The sequence below is a fragment of the Arthrobacter sp. Hor0625 genome (assembly GCF_052567525.1).
On record NZ_CP199586.1, the window covers coordinates 2116519 to 2132115 of the forward strand.

Genomic DNA, 15597 nt, shown 5'->3' on the forward strand with positions numbered 1-15597 from the left:
TTCACCACACAGACGGTGGGCGGAACCCCGCACAAGGCATTGTCAGAGCTTTGTTATGCCAGGCTTCCTTGCCCGTTTACCTGTTGTTGGTTGCAGTATTCCACACCGTTTGCCTGCCGTCGGGGAAGGGGAGCCGCTTTCCCGCTGACAGCTGCCGGCCGGGTCCGCGGTGGCCCACAATGGAGCCATGACTGCTATCACGGACGTGCCGGGAATCCTGGTGGGCCAGGCCTCCAGGATGGGGGAGGGATGGTTGAGCGGGGTGACCGCGGTCCTGCTGCCGCCGGGCACCGTCGGCTCCGTCGATGTGCGCGGCGGCGGCCCCGGCACGCACGAAACGGACGCGCTGGATCCGACCACCCTGACTAACGCCGTCGACGCGGTGGTGCTGACGGGCGGCAGCGCCTTCGGGCTCGCGGCCGCGCAGGGCGCCCAGCGCTGGTGCGAGGAACACGGCCGCGGTTTCGCGGTGCCCGGCGGTGTGGTGCCGATCGTCCCGGCGGCGGCCATTTTCGACGTCGGACGCGGCGGCGACTTCGGCGCCCGCCCGGACGCGGCCATGGGCTACGCGGCCACCGCCGACGCCGCCTCCCGCCCGGCCGGCCACGACGTCGACCGCGGCAACACCGGAGCCGGCACCGGAGCCCTCATCGGCCGGGGCCAATACAAAGGAGGAGTGGGTACGGCATCGCTCACCCTGGACAACATCTCAGCAGAAGGGCCGGTCGTGGTCGGCGCACTAGCCGTAGTCAACGCGATGGGCCTGCCGTTTAGCACATCGCCGCAACGGGTGGAACCCGGCAACGTCACAGAACCGGAGCGGGCGACGCATCCGGAACCCGGAAGCGTGCGTCTAAGCGACGAAGGAGCGAGCACGCGGGGGGTTTCGGATGCGCCGCCGGCCGAACTAGGCGGACCCCCGCTGAACACGACACTCGTCGTCGTTGCAACGAACGCGATCCTGGACAAGGCAGAGTGCAAACGAACGGCGTCCGCAGCCCACGCGGGCCTGGCCCGGGCGCTGAACCCGAGCCACACACTCGCCGACGGGGACACCGTCTTTTGCCTCGCCACGGGCGGCGTCGCGCTGGACCGCGGCACCGACGCTGTGCGGCAATTGAGCCTGATTACCCTGCAAAGCGCGGCCGCCGATGCCGTGCGGCTGGCCGTCCTCGACGGGATAGCGGCCGCGTCGGATGTGGAGACGCCGGCGGGGCGTTTCCGTGCATACCGGGACGAGGTGCGCTAGCATGGCTGGATTTAACATTCGGCCCGCAATGCCGTAGTGTTGACTGTTGGTTGTCTGCCCTGTTGTGCCCTTTTGTGGCCTGGTGGCTGCAGCCAAGCAATCAAAAAGCGTCCGCAGTGGCCACCGGTGCGAGCCGGAGGAGGCTGTGGCAACAACAGTTAGCGGAGGGTATGGCCAAGAAGGACGGGGTCATTGAGATCGAGGGCGTTGTGACCGAGGCGCTGCCTAACGCGATGTTTCGCGTTGAGCTCACCAACAAGCACATCGTTCTGGCACACATCTCTGGAAAGATGCGCCAGCACTACATCAGGATTCTCCCTGAGGACCGCGTAGTGGTGGAGCTGAGCCCTTACGACCTGACGCGTGGTCGTATCGTCTACCGCTACAAGTAAACACTGGGCGGCCGCGGCAACAGCCGGTGGCCGGTCCAGCTGACCAACTGCAACACGCAAAGGAACGCCATGAAGGTCAAGCCGAGCGTCAAGCAGATCTGCGAAAAGTGCAAAGTGATCCGCCGTAATGGCCGGGTCATGGTGATCTGCGAGAACCCGCGCCACAAGCAGCGCCAGGGCTAATTTCCTTCACCGGAAAACCCTGGGTTGCTAACCCACGCAAGTAAATAAAGGCAGCACAAGCTGATCTGGGACGCTAAGCATCAACGAGTCCGGACAGCTAACCCCCGGTCGGAGGCTGGGGCCGTACGGATTGTGCGGGTGTACTGCCTACGACCTCCGGTTTATTCAAGGAGCACTGCCACTATGGCTCGTCTCGCTGGCGTAGACATTCCCCGCGAAAAGCGGCTGGAAATTGCGCTTACTTACATCTACGGCGTGGGCAAGACCCGTGCACACGAAACCCTGGCTGCCACCGGCATCAGCGCTGACGTTCGGGTCAAGGACCTGACGGACGCCGAACTGGTCCAGCTGCGTGACTACATTGAAGGCAACTACAAGGTTGAGGGTGACCTTCGCCGCGAGGTAGCCGCCGACATCCGCCGCAAGGTCGAGATCGGCAGCTACGAAGGCCTGCGCCACCGCAAGGGCCTGCCCGTACGCGGCCAGCGTACGAAGACCAACGCCCGTACCCGTAAGGGTCCGAAGCGGACCGTCGCCGGCAAGAAGAAGGCCGGACGCTAAATCCCAATCGCCACCTAGAACCGCCAGGCGGTTCCTGGAATCCGGCAATTGAGGGCTCAAGCGTTCGCTTCCCCAAATAACTTTCTGTAGGAGAAATAATGCCCCCGAAGACTCGTGGTGCGGTCCGCAAGCCGCGTAAGAAGGACAAGAAGAATATCGCGCTGGGTCAGGCGCACATCAAGAGCACGTTCAACAACACCATCGTGTCCATCACGGACCCGACCGGTGCTGTCATCTCCTGGGCTTCGTCCGGTGAGGTTGGCTTCAAGGGTTCCCGCAAGTCCACCCCGTTCGCCGCCCAGATGGCCGCCGAAGCCGCTGCGAAGCGTGCACAGGAGCACGGCATGCGCAAGGTTGACGTGTTCGTCAAGGGACCGGGATCCGGACGCGAGACCGCAATCCGTTCGCTGCAGGCCGCTGGCCTCGAGGTGGGTTCCATCCAGGACGTCACCCCCAGCGCGCACAACGGCTGCCGCCCGCCGAAGCGCCGCCGCGTCTAATTTCTTGACCGGAGCTTGCCCGGATCCTCACGGGTCCGGGCAGGCCCCCGCCGCGTTAAGCCATTAGACCGATCTTTCCACCACCTGTGTTGCGTCATATAGCGGATGCTCGCCGAAAGGAAACCTAAGTGCTCATTGCACAGCGCCCCACCCTCTCCGAAGAGGTCGTCTCCGATAACCGCTCCCGTTTCATCATTGAACCGCTGGAGCCGGGCTTCGGTTACACCCTCGGAAACTCCCTCCGCCGTACCCTGCTCTCCTCCATCCCCGGTGCCTCTGTCACGAGCATCCGGATCGATGGCGTGCTGCACGAGTTCACCACGGTTCCGGGTGTCAAGGAAGATGTCACCGAGATCATCCTGAACATCAAGAACCTGTCGGTCTCCTCCGAGCACGACGAGCCGGTTGTTGCTTACCTGCGCAAGCAGGGCCCGGGAGTCGTCACCGCCGCGGACATCGCTCCGCCGGCCGGCGTCGAATTCCACAACCCGGATCTGCACATTGCCACGCTGAACTCGAAGGGCAAGTTCGAACTCGAGCTGACCATCGAGCGCGGCCGTGGCTATGTTTCGGCAGCTCAGAACAAGTCCGGCGACTCCGAGATCGGCCGCATCCCGGTCGACTCGATCTACTCGCCGGTCCTGAAGGTTACTTTCCGCGTGGAAGCTACCCGTGTTGAGCAGCGCACCGACTTCGACAAGCTCATTGTCGACGTCGAGACCAAGCAGGCCATCGCCCCGCGCGATGCGGTTGCTTCGGCAGGCACCACCCTGGTGGAACTGTTCGGTCTGGCCCGCGAGCTGAACACCGCAGCTGAAGGTATCGAGATCGGCCCGTCGCCGACGGACGCTGCCCTGGCAGCAGACATGGCGCTTCCGATCGAGGATCTGGACCTCACCGTCCGTTCCTACAACTGCCTCAAGCGTGAGGGCATCCACACCGTGGGTGAACTCGTTGCCCGCTCCGAGGCTGACCTGATGGACATCCGCAACTTCGGTGCGAAGTCCATCGATGAGGTCAAGGCGAAGCTCGTCGAACTGGGTCTGTCCCTCAAGGACTCCCCTCCCGGTTTCGATCTCGCAGCCCGCGCCGCAGCCATCGAAGAGGACGACGCCGCGTTCAGCGACGACGAGCTCTAAAACAGATCTTGGCCAGCAGGCTGGACGCACCGCAGCGTGCACAGCCCGCCGGCTTCCATATGAGGAGAAATAGTTATGCCTACCCCCACTAAGGGTCCGCGCCTCGGTGGCGGCCCGGCTCACGAGCGTCTCATGCTCGCGAACCTGGCAGCCGCACTGTTCGAGCACAAGCGGATCACCACCACGGTGACCAAGGCCAAGCGACTGAAGCCCTACGCAGAGCGTCTGGTGACCTTCGCCAAGCGTGGCGACCTGGCTTCCCGCCGCCGCGTGCTCGGCCTGATCAGCAACAAGGGCGTCGTCCACGAGCTGTTCACCGACATCGCCCAGGCAGTCGAGAACCGCGACGGCGGCTACACCCGCATCACCAAGATCGGCAACCGCAAGGGCGACAACGCCCCCATGGCCGTCATCGAACTGGTGCTGGAGCCGGTTTCCGCCAAGCAGGCCGTCGTAGCCGAGGCTACCTCCGCCGCGCAGCGCGATGCTGAGAAGAAGGACGCCGAGAAGGCTGAAGCAGCTCCGGTCGCCGAGACCGAAGCCGCCGAGACCGAAGAGGCTCCCGAGGCTGAGGCTGCTGAGACCGAAGCCGCTGCGACCGAAGAGGCTCCGGCCGCCGAGGAAGCTGCCGAGGAGTCCGAGAAGGACGCCAAGTAGTTCCCACCGCGTTCTTATAGACTTAGGTCTATGAACGAGCTCAAACCCGCTGCCCCCGATTTGGGGGGCGGCGGGTTTTTGCGTATCCGTTTGGACTTGTCCTACGACGGTGGTCCGTTCAGCGGCTGGGCACTGCAGCCCGGTCTCCGCACCGTGCAGGGAGCCCTGGAGGAAGCCCTCGCGCTGCTGATCCGCCGGCCGGTCCGGGTGACGGTTGCGGGCCGCACCGACGCCGGCGTCCACGCCCGCGGCCAGGTGGTCCATCTGGACCTGAGCGAGGCGGAGTGGCTGGGGCTGGGCCGCAGCTCTTCCCTTGACCCGGCGTCGTCGCTGCTTCGCCGGCTCCGCGGAGCCCTGGGCCGCGTCCTCGGGGACCTGGGCGGCGCGGTCGAGGTCCACCGGGCAGCGCTGGCGCCGGAGGGATTCGATGCGCGTTTCTCGGCGCTGTGGCGCCGCTACAGCTACCGGATCGCGGACGGTCCGGCGCTCTGGGACCCGCTCGGCCGGCACCTGACCCTCTGGCACAAGGAGCGCCTGGATACGGCGCTCCTGAACGAGGGCGCGTCCCGCCTCCTGGGGTTGCAGGATTTCCGGAGTTACTGCAAACCGCGCGAGGGATCCACCACCATCCGGGAACTGCAGCGGTTCGACTTCACCCGCGGCGCCGACGGCGTCATCGTCGCCACGGTCCAGGCGGACGCGTTCTGCCACAACATGGTCCGCTCGCTTGTCGGTTCGGCGCTCTACGTCGGGGCCGGGGCCGAGCCTCCCGCATGGCTCTATGAGCGGCTGGTCGCCCGGCAGCGGGACGCCAGGTCCGTGCTCGCCGCACCGCACCCGCTGGTCCTTGAAGAGGTGGCCTACCCGTCTGCGGAAGGCCTGCTGGCGCGCGCCGAACTCACCCGGGCGCGGAGGGCATAGCCCGTCCGCCGGCCGCTGTGCCCTAGAACGAGGGCGGCGTACCGTCCGCCGGCAGCTCGACCGTGAAGGTGCTGCCGCGGCCCGGCAACGTGCTGCAGGTGATCGAGCCGCCGTGGCCTTCCACGATCGCCTTGGTGATGGAGAGGCCCAGGCCGGCGCCGGGGATGGCGCCGTCGCGGACCGCCGGGCTGCGGTAGAACCTGGTGAACACCTTCTCCGCGTCCGCGGCGGTCATCCCGATGCCGGAGTCCTCGACCCGCAACAGCAGCCGCCCGTCGCATGCCCGCGCCGAGACGGTCACCGCGCCGCCGTCGGGGGAGTACTTGATGGCGTTGGAGACGAGGTTGTCCAGGGCCTGGCTGATCCGCAGCGGGTCAACGTTCGCCCACAGCGGCGCCGGCACGTCCATCGCCAGGGAGACCCCGGCGCAATGGGCGTGGGCCTGCGCGGAGCCGAGGCTGGCTTCGACCAGGCCTGCGAGGTCCGTGCGGCGCGGCTGGACGTGAACGGCGGAGTTGGCCGACATCAGCAGGTCCGAGACGAGCGCCAGCAGGCGCTCGGCGTTCCGCTGCGCCACCTCGAGCCTGCGCAGCACAGCCTGCGGCAGTTCCTCGCCCAGGACCAGGTCGAGGTTGCCGATGATGGAGGTCAGCGGGGTCCGGAACTCGTGAGAGACGGTGGCGACGACGTCTTCCTTGGCGGCGAGGGCGTTGACCAGGCCGGTCACCTCGTTGTAGACGACGACGGCGCCATGGAAGCCGCCGTCGTCGTTGCGCAGCGGCTGCGCGGCGGTGGATACGACGCGGCTCCCGGGCGGCGTCCCGAAACAGACCAGATGGTCGGCGAAGGACCCGCCCTCGAGGGCGCGGCGGAGTGGACGCCGGCCGGGCGGCAGCGGCGTTGACCGGTCAAGGCCGGTCAGCAGCAGGTTCGCTTCCCCCTCCTGGTCCCCGGCGGCGCCGTCCGTTGCGGAGCCAGCGGGTGCGGCGGATGCCTCGAGCCGGGACTGCCAGCTGTTGGTGAGCAGGCGCCGGCCGTCGGCGCCGATGGCGACGATACCGACGTCGACTGTGTCGAGGATGGTGTTCAGCAGCCGTTCGCGCTCCCGGCTCTGCGCGAGCAGAGCCTGTAGCTGGGCTTCCTTGGCCGCGATTTTGGCTTGCTGGCGCCGGAGTTGCGCGCGGCCGGCCTGGATGGCAAGGGAGACTGCCGCCGTCATCAGGGCAAGGAGGAGGATGGTGGGGATCCGCTTCCCGGCTTCCCCGGCGGGGGCGGACAGGATCCAGGGCAGTCCAGCCAGCACGGGCCCAAGGAGTCCGGTCGCGACCACCACCGCGGGGGAGAGCCGGGAGGCTGCGATCCAGACGATGGGAAGCACGGTAAGCACCCCGAGGCCCGGGAGCTCCCCTGCTGCCGCGGCCCGGCTGAATCCGATCGCGGCCAGGTCCAGGAAAGGGATCACCAACGGGGCCGAGCGGCCGAAGCGCTGCCACGGGACGAGGGCGGAGGAGAGCAGGAGCGCGGCATGAAGGGCGAGGGCGGCCTGGCCCCAGGCGGTGCCCACATGCAGGGCCCAGGCTGGCGGTGCCGCCGCCAGGCCGGCGGCGAACAACAGTGTCAGCGGCGCCTGGCAGGCCAGCACACGGAAACGCAGGGGCAGGTCGGCGAACCGGCGGCCCATGCCCGCGCCGCGATTCAACCGCCATTCATCCACTGCGCCAGCCCCTTCCTCGCAACTGGAGTTTACATCCCTGTCACGTCAAGTTGACACAAAACATACTAGTGTTGGCGGTGTTACTGCGCCGTACCCCGGAATGGTGTCTTGGCGCGGGTATGGTGACAGAACGTGTGCAGCAGCGGATGTGAGGGTGGGCATGACTGACCTAGGGGTGGCCGTCGTCGTTGAGGACGATGCGGATGTACGCAACCTGGTGGAGGGCGTGCTGCGGCAGGCCGGTTTCGAGGTCCATTCCGCCGCCGAGGGCCGGGAGGGCGTCGACGTCGTCCGGCAACGGGACGCCAGCGTGGTCACGCTGGACGTTGGCCTGCCCGACATCGATGGGTTCGAAGTGCTGAGGCGGATCCGGCAGTTCAGCGACGCGTATATCGTCATGTTGACTGCGCGCACCGACGAGCTCGACACCCTGACCGCGCTGCACACCGGGGCGGATGACTTCCTCACCAAACCGTTCCGGCCGCGCGAACTCAGGGCCCGGGTAGCAGCGATGATGCGCCGTCCCCGGCGGGAGGGCCACGTCGCCCCGGGCAGTGCTGCACAGCGGCCACAGGCCGACGCCGCCCCGGACAACGTGCTGCGTCACAACGGACTTGCGCTGAACCCGGACATGCGCTCCGTAGCAGTGGACGGCGAAGCGCTCGCCCTGACCCGCAGCGAGTTCGACCTCCTGCACGCGCTGCTCAAGGGCGCCGGAGCTGTCCGGTCCAAGACGGAACTGGTACGCGTGGTTCGCGGGGAGTACTACCGCGCCGATGCCTACATCAGCGAATCTGATGAACGCGCCGTCGAGGTGCACATCGGCAACCTGCGGAGGAAGCTGCAGGAGGATCCGCTGCAGCCGCGCTGGTTGCAGACCGTGCGCGGCGTGGGCTACCGGCTGGCCCCGGAGCGGTCCTAGCCGTCCCAGAGGACGTAGCTGAACTGCAGCTCCGCCACGGTTTCGCGGCCGCGGGCAGCGACCTCAGGCAGCCGGGAGGCGGCGTGCTCCAAGTCGCCGCGGCGGATCGCTTCCTCCAGCTCGCCGGCGAGGCCGGCCAGCCGCAGGCCGCCGACCATCGACGAGGAAGTTTTCAGGCTTAGCACGGCGTCGAGGGCGGCGCCCTGCTCGCGGCGGTCCAGGGCGCCGGCGAGGGAACCGTAGCGCTGCTCCCACATCTGCGAAAAGTCCCGCGCGAAACCCTTGGCCAGTGCGGCGCTGTTGACCTGCTCGCCCAGCTCCTGGAGGGCAGCCGGGTCCACCAGCGGCGCCGGTTCTGCCGCCGCCGACGAGCCTGCGCCTGAGGGGGACACGGTGGCGGGTACGGGGCCGGCGTTCCCCTCATCGGGGCAGGCAGCTAAAAGAGACATGCCACTACGGTACTCGCTCTTCGAACCGGTGCCGGAGGCGGCGGGGGATCCTGCGGAAACCCTGCGGCTATCCTTCCGCCGGAAATCTCCCGGTCCGGTGACGGCCGTTTTGCGCCTGTCTTGGCGTTCGCTGGGGCCGTCATTACTGGCCGCTGAAGGTCTCGATGGCATTGATCACCGCGGGTCCCAGGATCGCGATGAAGAGCACCGGGAAGATGAAGAAGAGCAGCGGAAACAGGATGGTGACGGGCAGCTTCATGGCCTTCTCCTCGGCCCGCTGCCGGCGCTTGACGCGCATCACCTTGGCCTGGATCCGCAGCACCCTGCTGATCGCAATGCCGTAGGTGTCGGCCTGCACGACGGCCTGGACGAAGCTGCGCAGCTCCGGGATGCTGGTCCGTTCGGCCAGGGCCTGGTAGGACTCGCGGCGGCTCCTGCCCACCTGCATGTCCTGCAGGGTGCGGACCAGTTCCTCGGCCAGCGGCCCCTTGCCGTTCTCGCCGGCCCGTGCCATGGCACCTTCAAAACCCAGGCCCGCTTCAACCGAAATCAGCATCTGGTCCAGGGTGTTGGCCAGTTCCAGCTGCATGTGTTTCTGGCGTTCCTGGCCCTTGCTGTACAGCAGTAGGTCAGGGATGAAGTAGCCCAGCAGCATCACAAAAAGGCCCACGAGCTTCAATACCGGAGCCGGGGTGCTGGCCAGCCACAGGCCAAGGAGCGCGCCGGCGAGTCCCAGCAACGGCTTGGCGGCCAGCACACGGCCGAGGGGGAGCGAGGCCGGGCGGCCGGCCAGGGACAGCAGCCGGTCGAGTTTCCGGGCGTAGGCCGGAGGCGTCAGGGCGTGGCCGACTCGGTCCAGCAGGGCCGATTGCTTGGGCGCGGCTGCTTCGACAGTACCGTTGCCCTGCAGCGGCATCTGCCGGATGGCGCGCTGGGATTTCCGGTCCACGGAAAGCAGCGACCAGGTCAGGTACGCCGTCGGCACACAGACCAGGAGCAACGCGGCAAGGATCAGGGGACTCATGGCGCCTCAGAATTTCAAGTCGATGATCTTGCGCATCCACAGGCCGCCGATCGTCATCAGGATCACGGAGGCCGCGATCATGCCCCAGCCCAGTGGATTGGTGAACATGACGTTCATGTAGCCGGGGTTGACCAGCATCAGCATGAGCACGATACCCACCGGCATGGCCATCAGGATGTACGCGGAGAACTTCCCTTCGGCGGCGAGAGACCTGATGTGGCCTTTGATCTCGCTGCGCTCGCGGATGGTCTCGTTCACCTGGTCCAGCACCTCGGCAAGGTTGCCACCCACTTCGCGGTTGATCTGGATGGCTTGGGCAACCCAGACGAAGTCCTCGTTGCGCATCCGTTCGGCGGTGTCGTTGAGCGAGGCGAGCAGATCCCGACCCAGCGAGGTTTCGGTGATGACGCGGCGCATCTCTTCGGCCGTGGGGCTCTGCGATTCGCTGCCGGCGGCGTCGATGGCCCGCAGGATGCTGTGTCCGGCGCGCAGTCCACCGGAGAGCAGCTGCAGGGTGTCGCTTAGTTGCTCGTCGAACCTGGCCCGGCGCTTGCCGGCCAGGACCGTGAGGAGCAGGTGGCCGGCCACCGGCGCCAGCAGCACCAGCGCGATGGCAACCAGCGGGCCGCCGACGACGAAGCCGGCGAGGGCGCCGACGAACGCGCCGACCAGCAGCAGCACGTAAAAGTCGCCCTGTCCGAGCCGCAGACCGGCCTGTTCCAGCGCGTCCCGGTTGAAGAGCCGGATCTTGCGCCGGGCGAAGAAGGTATCCGCCAGCTGGACCGCCGAGCCGGCGACGCGGCTGAGCGAGGAATCCGGTGAAACCTCGACGGGCCGCCGTCGGTCCAGGGGGACGCGAGCGGCTCCCGGTGCGAGGACGGCCACGGCGAACAGCAGCAGCGCAGCGGCCAGGAAGGCGGCGCCTACAGTGAGGTTCATGGCCGGTCAACCCTGCCGGCCGGGGCGGGCGCGGCGAAGACGTTCGGGGACACATAGATGCCCATGTCCTCGAAGCGGTCGATGAACCGCGGCCGGATCCCCGTCGCTACAGGCCTGCCCAGGAAGCGGCCATGGGCGTCGACGCCGGCGGAATAGTCGAACACGAAGGCGTCCTGGAGGGTGACGATGTCGCCTTCCATGCCCTGCACCTCGGTCACGTGGGTGATGCGCCGGGTCCCGTCCCGCAGCCGGGAGATCTGGACGATCAGGTTCACGGCGGACGCGATCTGTTCACGGATGGCCCGCAGGGGCAGGTCCATCCCGGCCATGAGCACCAGCGTTTCGAGGCGCGCGACGGCGTCGCGCGGCGAGTTCGAGTGCACGGTGGACAGCGAACCGTCGTGGCCGGTGTTCATGGCCTGGAGCATGTCCAGCGACTCCCCGCCGCGGACCTCGCCCACGACGATCCGGTCCGGGCGCATGCGCAGCGAGTTCCGCAGCAGGTCCCGGATCGTGACCTCGCCCTTGCCTTCCGTGTTCGGAGGCCGGCTTTCGAGCCGCACCACGTGCTCCTGCTGGATCTGCAGCTCCACGGCGTCTTCGATGGTGACGATGCGTTCATCGTGCGGCAGGAAGGACGACAGCACGTTCAGCAGCGTGGTCTTGCCGGTGCCGGTGCCGCCGGAGACGATGATGTTCAGCTTGGCCCGGACGCAAGCGTTGAGCAGCTCGGCCATCTCCGGGGTCAGCGTGCCGAAGTCGATCAGGTTGCGCACGGTCAGGGGGACCTTGCTGAACTTGCGGATGGTCAGCGAGGAACCGCCGACGGCGAGCGGCGGGATGACCGCGTTGACGCGCGAGCCGTCCTCGAGCCGGGCGTCGACCAGCGGCGAGGACTCATCGATCCGGCGACCCACCTTGGACACGATCCGCTCGATCACCTTGCGCAGATGGTCCTCGGAGCTGAACCGCGAGTCGGTCAGGGTGAGCTGGCCCTTTCGTTCGACGTAGATCTGGTCCATCCGGTTGACCATGATCTCGGTGACCGCCGGATCGTCCAGCAGCCGCTGGAGCGGGCCGTAACCGAGCACGTCGTCGGCGACGTCGCGGACCAGCCGGGTGCGCTCCTCGGTGGAGAGCGGAACCTGCTCGGCATCGATGATGCGGATTAGCTCATCGCGTGCCGTGGCGCGCAGCTCGTCTTCCTTGACCGCGGAGTCGTTGAACCGGGTGCCCATCCGTTCAAACAGGGCGGTGGCGGCGCGTTCCTTCAACGCCGCGAAGGCGTCGACCGGATGCTGGGCTTTGGTGCGGGAAACATCGTGGTGCTCGGCGAAACCCGGGACCGCCGTCGCCGGCCGCGCTGCCGGCTCCCGCAGCGGGGACTGGCCGTCGGAGGAGACGGCCGCTGCCGCTGGGGTCGCGGGTGACGGAGGTGACGGCTGCGTCGGCGCGCCGGTCTCCGCGGCGGAAAGGCGCTCGGAGAGCTTCACCTAGACCACCACCCGTCGGTGCAGTTTCTTTTGGGCACTGGCCCGCCAAGCCGGGTCAAAGCGCGTCACGAGCTGCCGCAGGCCCTTCACCGCGGGGTCGCGGCGGCCATCCTGCAGGACCGGGATGCCCCGGTTCGTGGAGTACGCCACGGCCTTGGACCGCGGAATGCTTACGTCCACCGGCGCGCCGATCGTTGCCTCGACGTCCTGGACGCTGAGCCCGGACTTGGAGTCGGCCATGTTCAGGACCACGTGGCGGGTCTCGGGGAGCAGGTCCAGCCGGCGCAGGATCTCCAGCCCGGAGCGCAGTCCCCGGATGCTGGGCACGTCCATGGCGCTGACCCAGACGACGTCGGTGCACTGCTCCATCGCGGCCAGGCCCACTTCGGGCAGGCCCGGGGCGGTGTCGACGACGACGTACTGGAACTGCTCGGCGAGCTGTTCCAGCAGCCGGCTGACCTGCTGGGGGGTGATGTCGTCGGCCTCGACCGGGGTCCGGGGCGCGCAGAGGGCGTAGATGCTGCTCGGGTGCACGGTAAGGAAGGCCTTGAGTACCAGCGAGTCCTGGCTGGCCGAGGCCGAGACGGCGTCGGTGACGGTGTGCTCCGGGTTCAGGTACAGCCCGGATGCGACGTCGCCGAACTGCAGGTCCAGGTCCACGATCACGACACCCATCGGGGCGACCTGGCCGAGGCCGATGGCGATGTTGGTGGCGATGGTGGTTTTACCGACCCCGCCCTTGGGCGAGAACACGCCGATGACCAGGCCTTTAGGGCTCTTGTCCGGCTGCTGGACGGCTGTGGCGCGGGTCCGGCTGGCGTAGGACTGGCACGCCCGTTCCAGCAGCACCCTGATCTGGGCCGGGTCCGAGCCGGGGCTGAGGATGTCCCGGATGCCGGCGCGCATCGCCAGCAGCACAAAGTCCGGGTCGGGTTCGCCCACCAGGATCACGCTGAGCTCGGGCAGTTGGACGTCGAAGACCGTGGCGAGCCGCAGGGCGTCCTCCACCGGGATGTCCGGGCCCAGGATCAGGACCTCGGGCCGCTCCTGGTTGAGGTTGGCGAAGAGCTCGCCCGGGTTGGCCGGGTTGATGTAGGCGAAGGTCTGGACGCCGCCCGGCAGGCCGCCCGCGACCGCCTGCCGCAGGCGCGCGTCGAAGTCGGTGTTGGGGGTGATGAGGACAAAGCGGCTCACTTGTAGACCTCCGGTCGGGTCATGATTCCCGGACGCGTGCCTTCTACTGCGCTGAGCGGCTCCTTGCTCAACCAGAGGCTTGCTATGTCCGAAAAGTTCGAAGCGTAGACGATCTTTGTTGCGTCCACTTCGTTGACCGCGACGGTCAGAAGTAGCGCGCCGGTGGGGAGGGATGTGTCTTCGACGGGGGCACCGCTAGAGGTTGGCTCAGGACTGGGTGTCGCCACCGGCGCCCGCTGCACCGCGGTCACCAATACCTTGTGGACGGAAAGTTGAGTTGTCTCTTTCTTACCTTCCATGCCGCCCTCCTTGAGGTTGATGAAGATGCCGACGTGGTCGCCCGCGGCGATGCGGCCGCCGACCACCCGCTGCGGTTCAAGCTGGAAGGACACCTCCTGCAACCCCTTGGGGATCTCCACCGATCCACTGGTCTTCAGCTCCTCGGGCTTAACCAGCCGCTCTGCCACGAGTTGCTCGCCGGGAACCAAATCGACGGCGGTGACCTTGCCGGTCTCCTTGTCCAGGCTCTTCAGCGCGGTCTTGGATACGGCCTTGCCGGGGAGTTCCTGGCTGATGACAAAAGCCTTCAGCGTTTCCACCGGGGTGCCGGCGGGGACGGCCTTTTGCACCACCATGACGCTCACCGGCTCCAGATTTTGAACGGCACGGGTGTCGGCGCCCTGGGCGTAGCTGACAACGAGGATGGCACCGACGATGGCCAGTACGACGGCGGCCAGCCCTGCCAATAAGCGTGACTTCAAAAACTGCTCCTGAACCTGGTGGGATGCGGTTGGTCTGGTCGAGTGGGGACGGGTTTGCGGGTTATTGGGTGAGCCGAACGATCGTGGCGCCGTTGGCGTCGACCGGGCCGAGGGTGAATCCGTCGGCCAGTGAGACGTACTTGATGAAACTGCCGATGATGCCGCGGCAATTGCCGTCGCAGGCCACTGAGGACGGCACAGCCGGAGCGGTGTTTCGGAAGGTGTCCGGCAGTGTGCTGTTGCCGCTGAACTTCCAGCCCGCGACTTTGTAGGCGGCAAACGACTTGAGGCTGTAAATGGCGCCGTTGCCCGTGCCGGTGACGCGGTTGAAGACGGGGAGGAGGACTACGACCTCTTTGCCAGAGGTGAGGTCGATGGCCCAGCGGTTCAGCGTGGCCGCGCAGATGGCGGGGGAGCTATTGCCGGGGTCGCTGCCTCCCTCGCTGACCGCAAGGTCGATCAGTCCGCCGCACACCCCGGGGTCACTGACGAGCCAGCCGAAACCGCCCTCGACCGCCGCGCCGGAGGGGCCGTAATTGCAGTCCGGGTTGGCGTTGCTGCCGTGGTTCTGGAGCAGCTGCAACGTGCCATCGACGTGGCCCTGGACCTGGCAGATCGAGAACGTGACGGGAAACGCCGTCGGACCCTTGACCGGGCTGCCCCACGTGACTGTGGAGGTGGCCGAGACTTCGGCGGAGGTGACGCCAAGCGCCCGTGCGAAGACCAGTGACACTTGGTTCGGGGTCTTGCCTGGTTCCTGGGCTCCTGCGGCAACTGTGACGGTGCGGTTGGCTTTGTCCAATAGCACCGACTTGACGTTGCTCGCGCCGTCGCCCGCATTGCCGTTGGCGAGCCCTTGCGCGAGGGTGGAGGTGGCCGAGCAGTCGGCGTCGTTGATGTCCTTGGCGCACTTTTGTGCGATGGCCAGGGCGGCCGCGTCCGAGCCATTGCGCAGTTGGGTGCGCTCCGCGTAGAGCATGCCGACGTCGACGGCGAGGGCGGCGAACCCGAGCAGTGCAACCATGAGGATGGCAACGACGACGGCGATGCCGCCGCGCTCGCGGTCGCCGTCAGCAACTCGACTGCCTAGCCGCCGCACAGCATGACTCCTTTGCCTTCCATCGGGAACGGCCCGGCGATGCCGGTCATGGTGGAGAGCGTGTAGGTGATCTTGACGGTCACTTGGGCGCCGGAGGTGCACGTTGCCGGCGTGACGGTAATGTTCGTGTCGGAGAGGGCCGGCTGCATGCCGGCTGTCGCGTTCTTCACCGCTGTTTTGGCTGCGGTGGGACTGTTGTTGATGGCCATCACCCGGACGCCCTCGCGGGCGGCGCTGGAGAGCGAGATCTGTACGTTGTAGGCGCGGCCAAACTCCATGATTCCCAGCAGAACCATGATCAAGACCGGGGCCAGAAGGGCGAACTCCACGGCGACGGCGCCCCGTTCGTTTGTCTTGGACATGGGGACCGCCTTTCTGGGAGCGCTGTGGAATGGCGCGG

Annotated in this window: 18 protein-coding genes; 9 read left to right on the forward strand and 9 right to left on the reverse strand. The window is 67.1% G+C overall.

The annotated features are described in order from the left end of the window. The first annotated feature begins 187 nt into the window (after window positions 1-187). From ACTWLI_RS09810 to ACTWLI_RS09845, 8 genes are all read left to right on the forward strand, one after another. Window positions 188-1249, forward strand: coding sequence for a P1 family peptidase (locus ACTWLI_RS09810; protein ID WP_445153690.1), 1062 nt, complete (start codon window positions 188-190; stop codon window positions 1247-1249). A gap of 170 nt (window positions 1250-1419) precedes the next feature. Then, window positions 1420-1641, forward strand: a complete 222-nt coding sequence (gene infA / locus ACTWLI_RS09815; protein WP_009358723.1) for a translation initiation factor IF-1 — start codon at window positions 1420-1422, stop codon at window positions 1639-1641. A 69-nt stretch (window positions 1642-1710) separates the two neighbouring features. After that, on the forward strand, window positions 1711-1824 hold the full coding sequence (rpmJ, locus tag ACTWLI_RS09820) for a 50S ribosomal protein L36 (RefSeq protein WP_009358722.1): 114 nt from the start codon (window positions 1711-1713) through the stop codon (window positions 1822-1824). A 183-nt stretch (window positions 1825-2007) separates the two neighbouring features. Beyond that, window positions 2008-2385, forward strand: a complete 378-nt coding sequence (gene rpsM / locus ACTWLI_RS09825; protein WP_011775569.1) for a 30S ribosomal protein S13 — start codon at window positions 2008-2010, stop codon at window positions 2383-2385. Between the two features lie 98 nt (window positions 2386-2483). After that, on the forward strand, window positions 2484-2885 hold the full coding sequence (gene rpsK / locus ACTWLI_RS09830) for a 30S ribosomal protein S11 (protein ID WP_056737824.1): 402 nt from the start codon (window positions 2484-2486) through the stop codon (window positions 2883-2885). A gap of 128 nt (window positions 2886-3013) precedes the next feature. Further along, window positions 3014-4024: a DNA-directed RNA polymerase subunit alpha gene (locus ACTWLI_RS09835; protein ID WP_024366109.1), complete on the forward strand. Its 1011-nt coding sequence runs from the start codon at window positions 3014-3016 to the stop codon at window positions 4022-4024. A 75-nt stretch (window positions 4025-4099) separates the two neighbouring features. Further along, window positions 4100-4681 (forward strand): 50S ribosomal protein L17, encoded by a 582-nt coding sequence (rplQ, locus tag ACTWLI_RS09840; protein WP_445153691.1) that lies wholly within the window; start codon window positions 4100-4102, stop codon window positions 4679-4681. 30 nt (window positions 4682-4711) lie between these two features. Continuing rightward, window positions 4712-5602, forward strand: a complete 891-nt coding sequence (locus ACTWLI_RS09845) for a tRNA pseudouridine synthase A (RefSeq protein WP_445153692.1) — start codon at window positions 4712-4714, stop codon at window positions 5600-5602. A 22-nt stretch (window positions 5603-5624) separates the two neighbouring features. Here the strand turns inward: ACTWLI_RS09845 and ACTWLI_RS09850 are convergent, their stop codons facing one another. Then, window positions 5625-7316 (reverse strand): sensor histidine kinase, encoded by a 1692-nt coding sequence (locus tag ACTWLI_RS09850; RefSeq protein WP_445153693.1) that lies wholly within the window; start codon window positions 7314-7316, stop codon window positions 5625-5627. Window positions 7317-7476: 160 nt separating this feature from the next. Between ACTWLI_RS09850 and ACTWLI_RS09855 the strand changes: the two genes are divergently transcribed. Then, on the forward strand, window positions 7477-8238 hold the full coding sequence (locus ACTWLI_RS09855; RefSeq protein ID WP_445153694.1) for a response regulator transcription factor: 762 nt from the start codon (window positions 7477-7479) through the stop codon (window positions 8236-8238). Here ACTWLI_RS09855 and ACTWLI_RS09860 read toward each other — a convergent pair. From ACTWLI_RS09860 to ACTWLI_RS09895, 8 genes are all read right to left on the reverse strand, one after another. After that, complete coding sequence (locus tag ACTWLI_RS09860; protein ID WP_445153695.1) at window positions 8235-8687, reverse strand: Hpt domain-containing protein; 453 nt, start codon at window positions 8685-8687, stop codon at window positions 8235-8237. The two genes, ACTWLI_RS09855 and ACTWLI_RS09860, sit on opposite strands and share 4 nt — an antisense overlap. Window positions 8688-8829: 142 nt before the next feature. Further along, entirely contained in the window at window positions 8830-9711 is an 882-nt protein-coding gene (locus ACTWLI_RS09865) for a type II secretion system F family protein (protein WP_445153696.1), read from the reverse strand. 6 nt (window positions 9712-9717) lie between these two features. Then, on the reverse strand, window positions 9718-10650 hold the full coding sequence (locus ACTWLI_RS09870; RefSeq protein ID WP_445153697.1) for a type II secretion system F family protein: 933 nt from the start codon (window positions 10648-10650) through the stop codon (window positions 9718-9720). Continuing rightward, window positions 10647-12143, reverse strand: coding sequence for a CpaF family protein (locus tag ACTWLI_RS09875; RefSeq protein ID WP_445153698.1), 1497 nt, complete (start codon window positions 12141-12143; stop codon window positions 10647-10649). The genes ACTWLI_RS09870 and ACTWLI_RS09875 overlap by 4 nt, the downstream gene beginning before the upstream one ends. Beyond that, window positions 12144-13337, reverse strand: a complete 1194-nt coding sequence (locus ACTWLI_RS09880; protein ID WP_445153699.1) for an AAA family ATPase — start codon at window positions 13335-13337, stop codon at window positions 12144-12146. Beyond that, on the reverse strand, window positions 13334-14098 hold the full coding sequence (gene cpaB / locus ACTWLI_RS09885) for a Flp pilus assembly protein CpaB (protein ID WP_445153700.1): 765 nt from the start codon (window positions 14096-14098) through the stop codon (window positions 13334-13336). The genes ACTWLI_RS09880 and cpaB overlap by 4 nt, the downstream gene beginning before the upstream one ends. A 61-nt stretch (window positions 14099-14159) precedes the next feature. Further along, entirely contained in the window at window positions 14160-15197 is a 1038-nt protein-coding gene (locus ACTWLI_RS09890; RefSeq protein ID WP_445153701.1) for a pilus assembly protein TadG-related protein, read from the reverse strand. Then, window positions 15185-15559, reverse strand: a complete 375-nt coding sequence (locus ACTWLI_RS09895) for a TadE/TadG family type IV pilus assembly protein (protein ID WP_445153702.1) — start codon at window positions 15557-15559, stop codon at window positions 15185-15187. Before ACTWLI_RS09895 ends, ACTWLI_RS09890 begins: the two co-directional genes overlap by 13 nt. Window positions 15560-15597 lie beyond the last annotated feature (38 nt).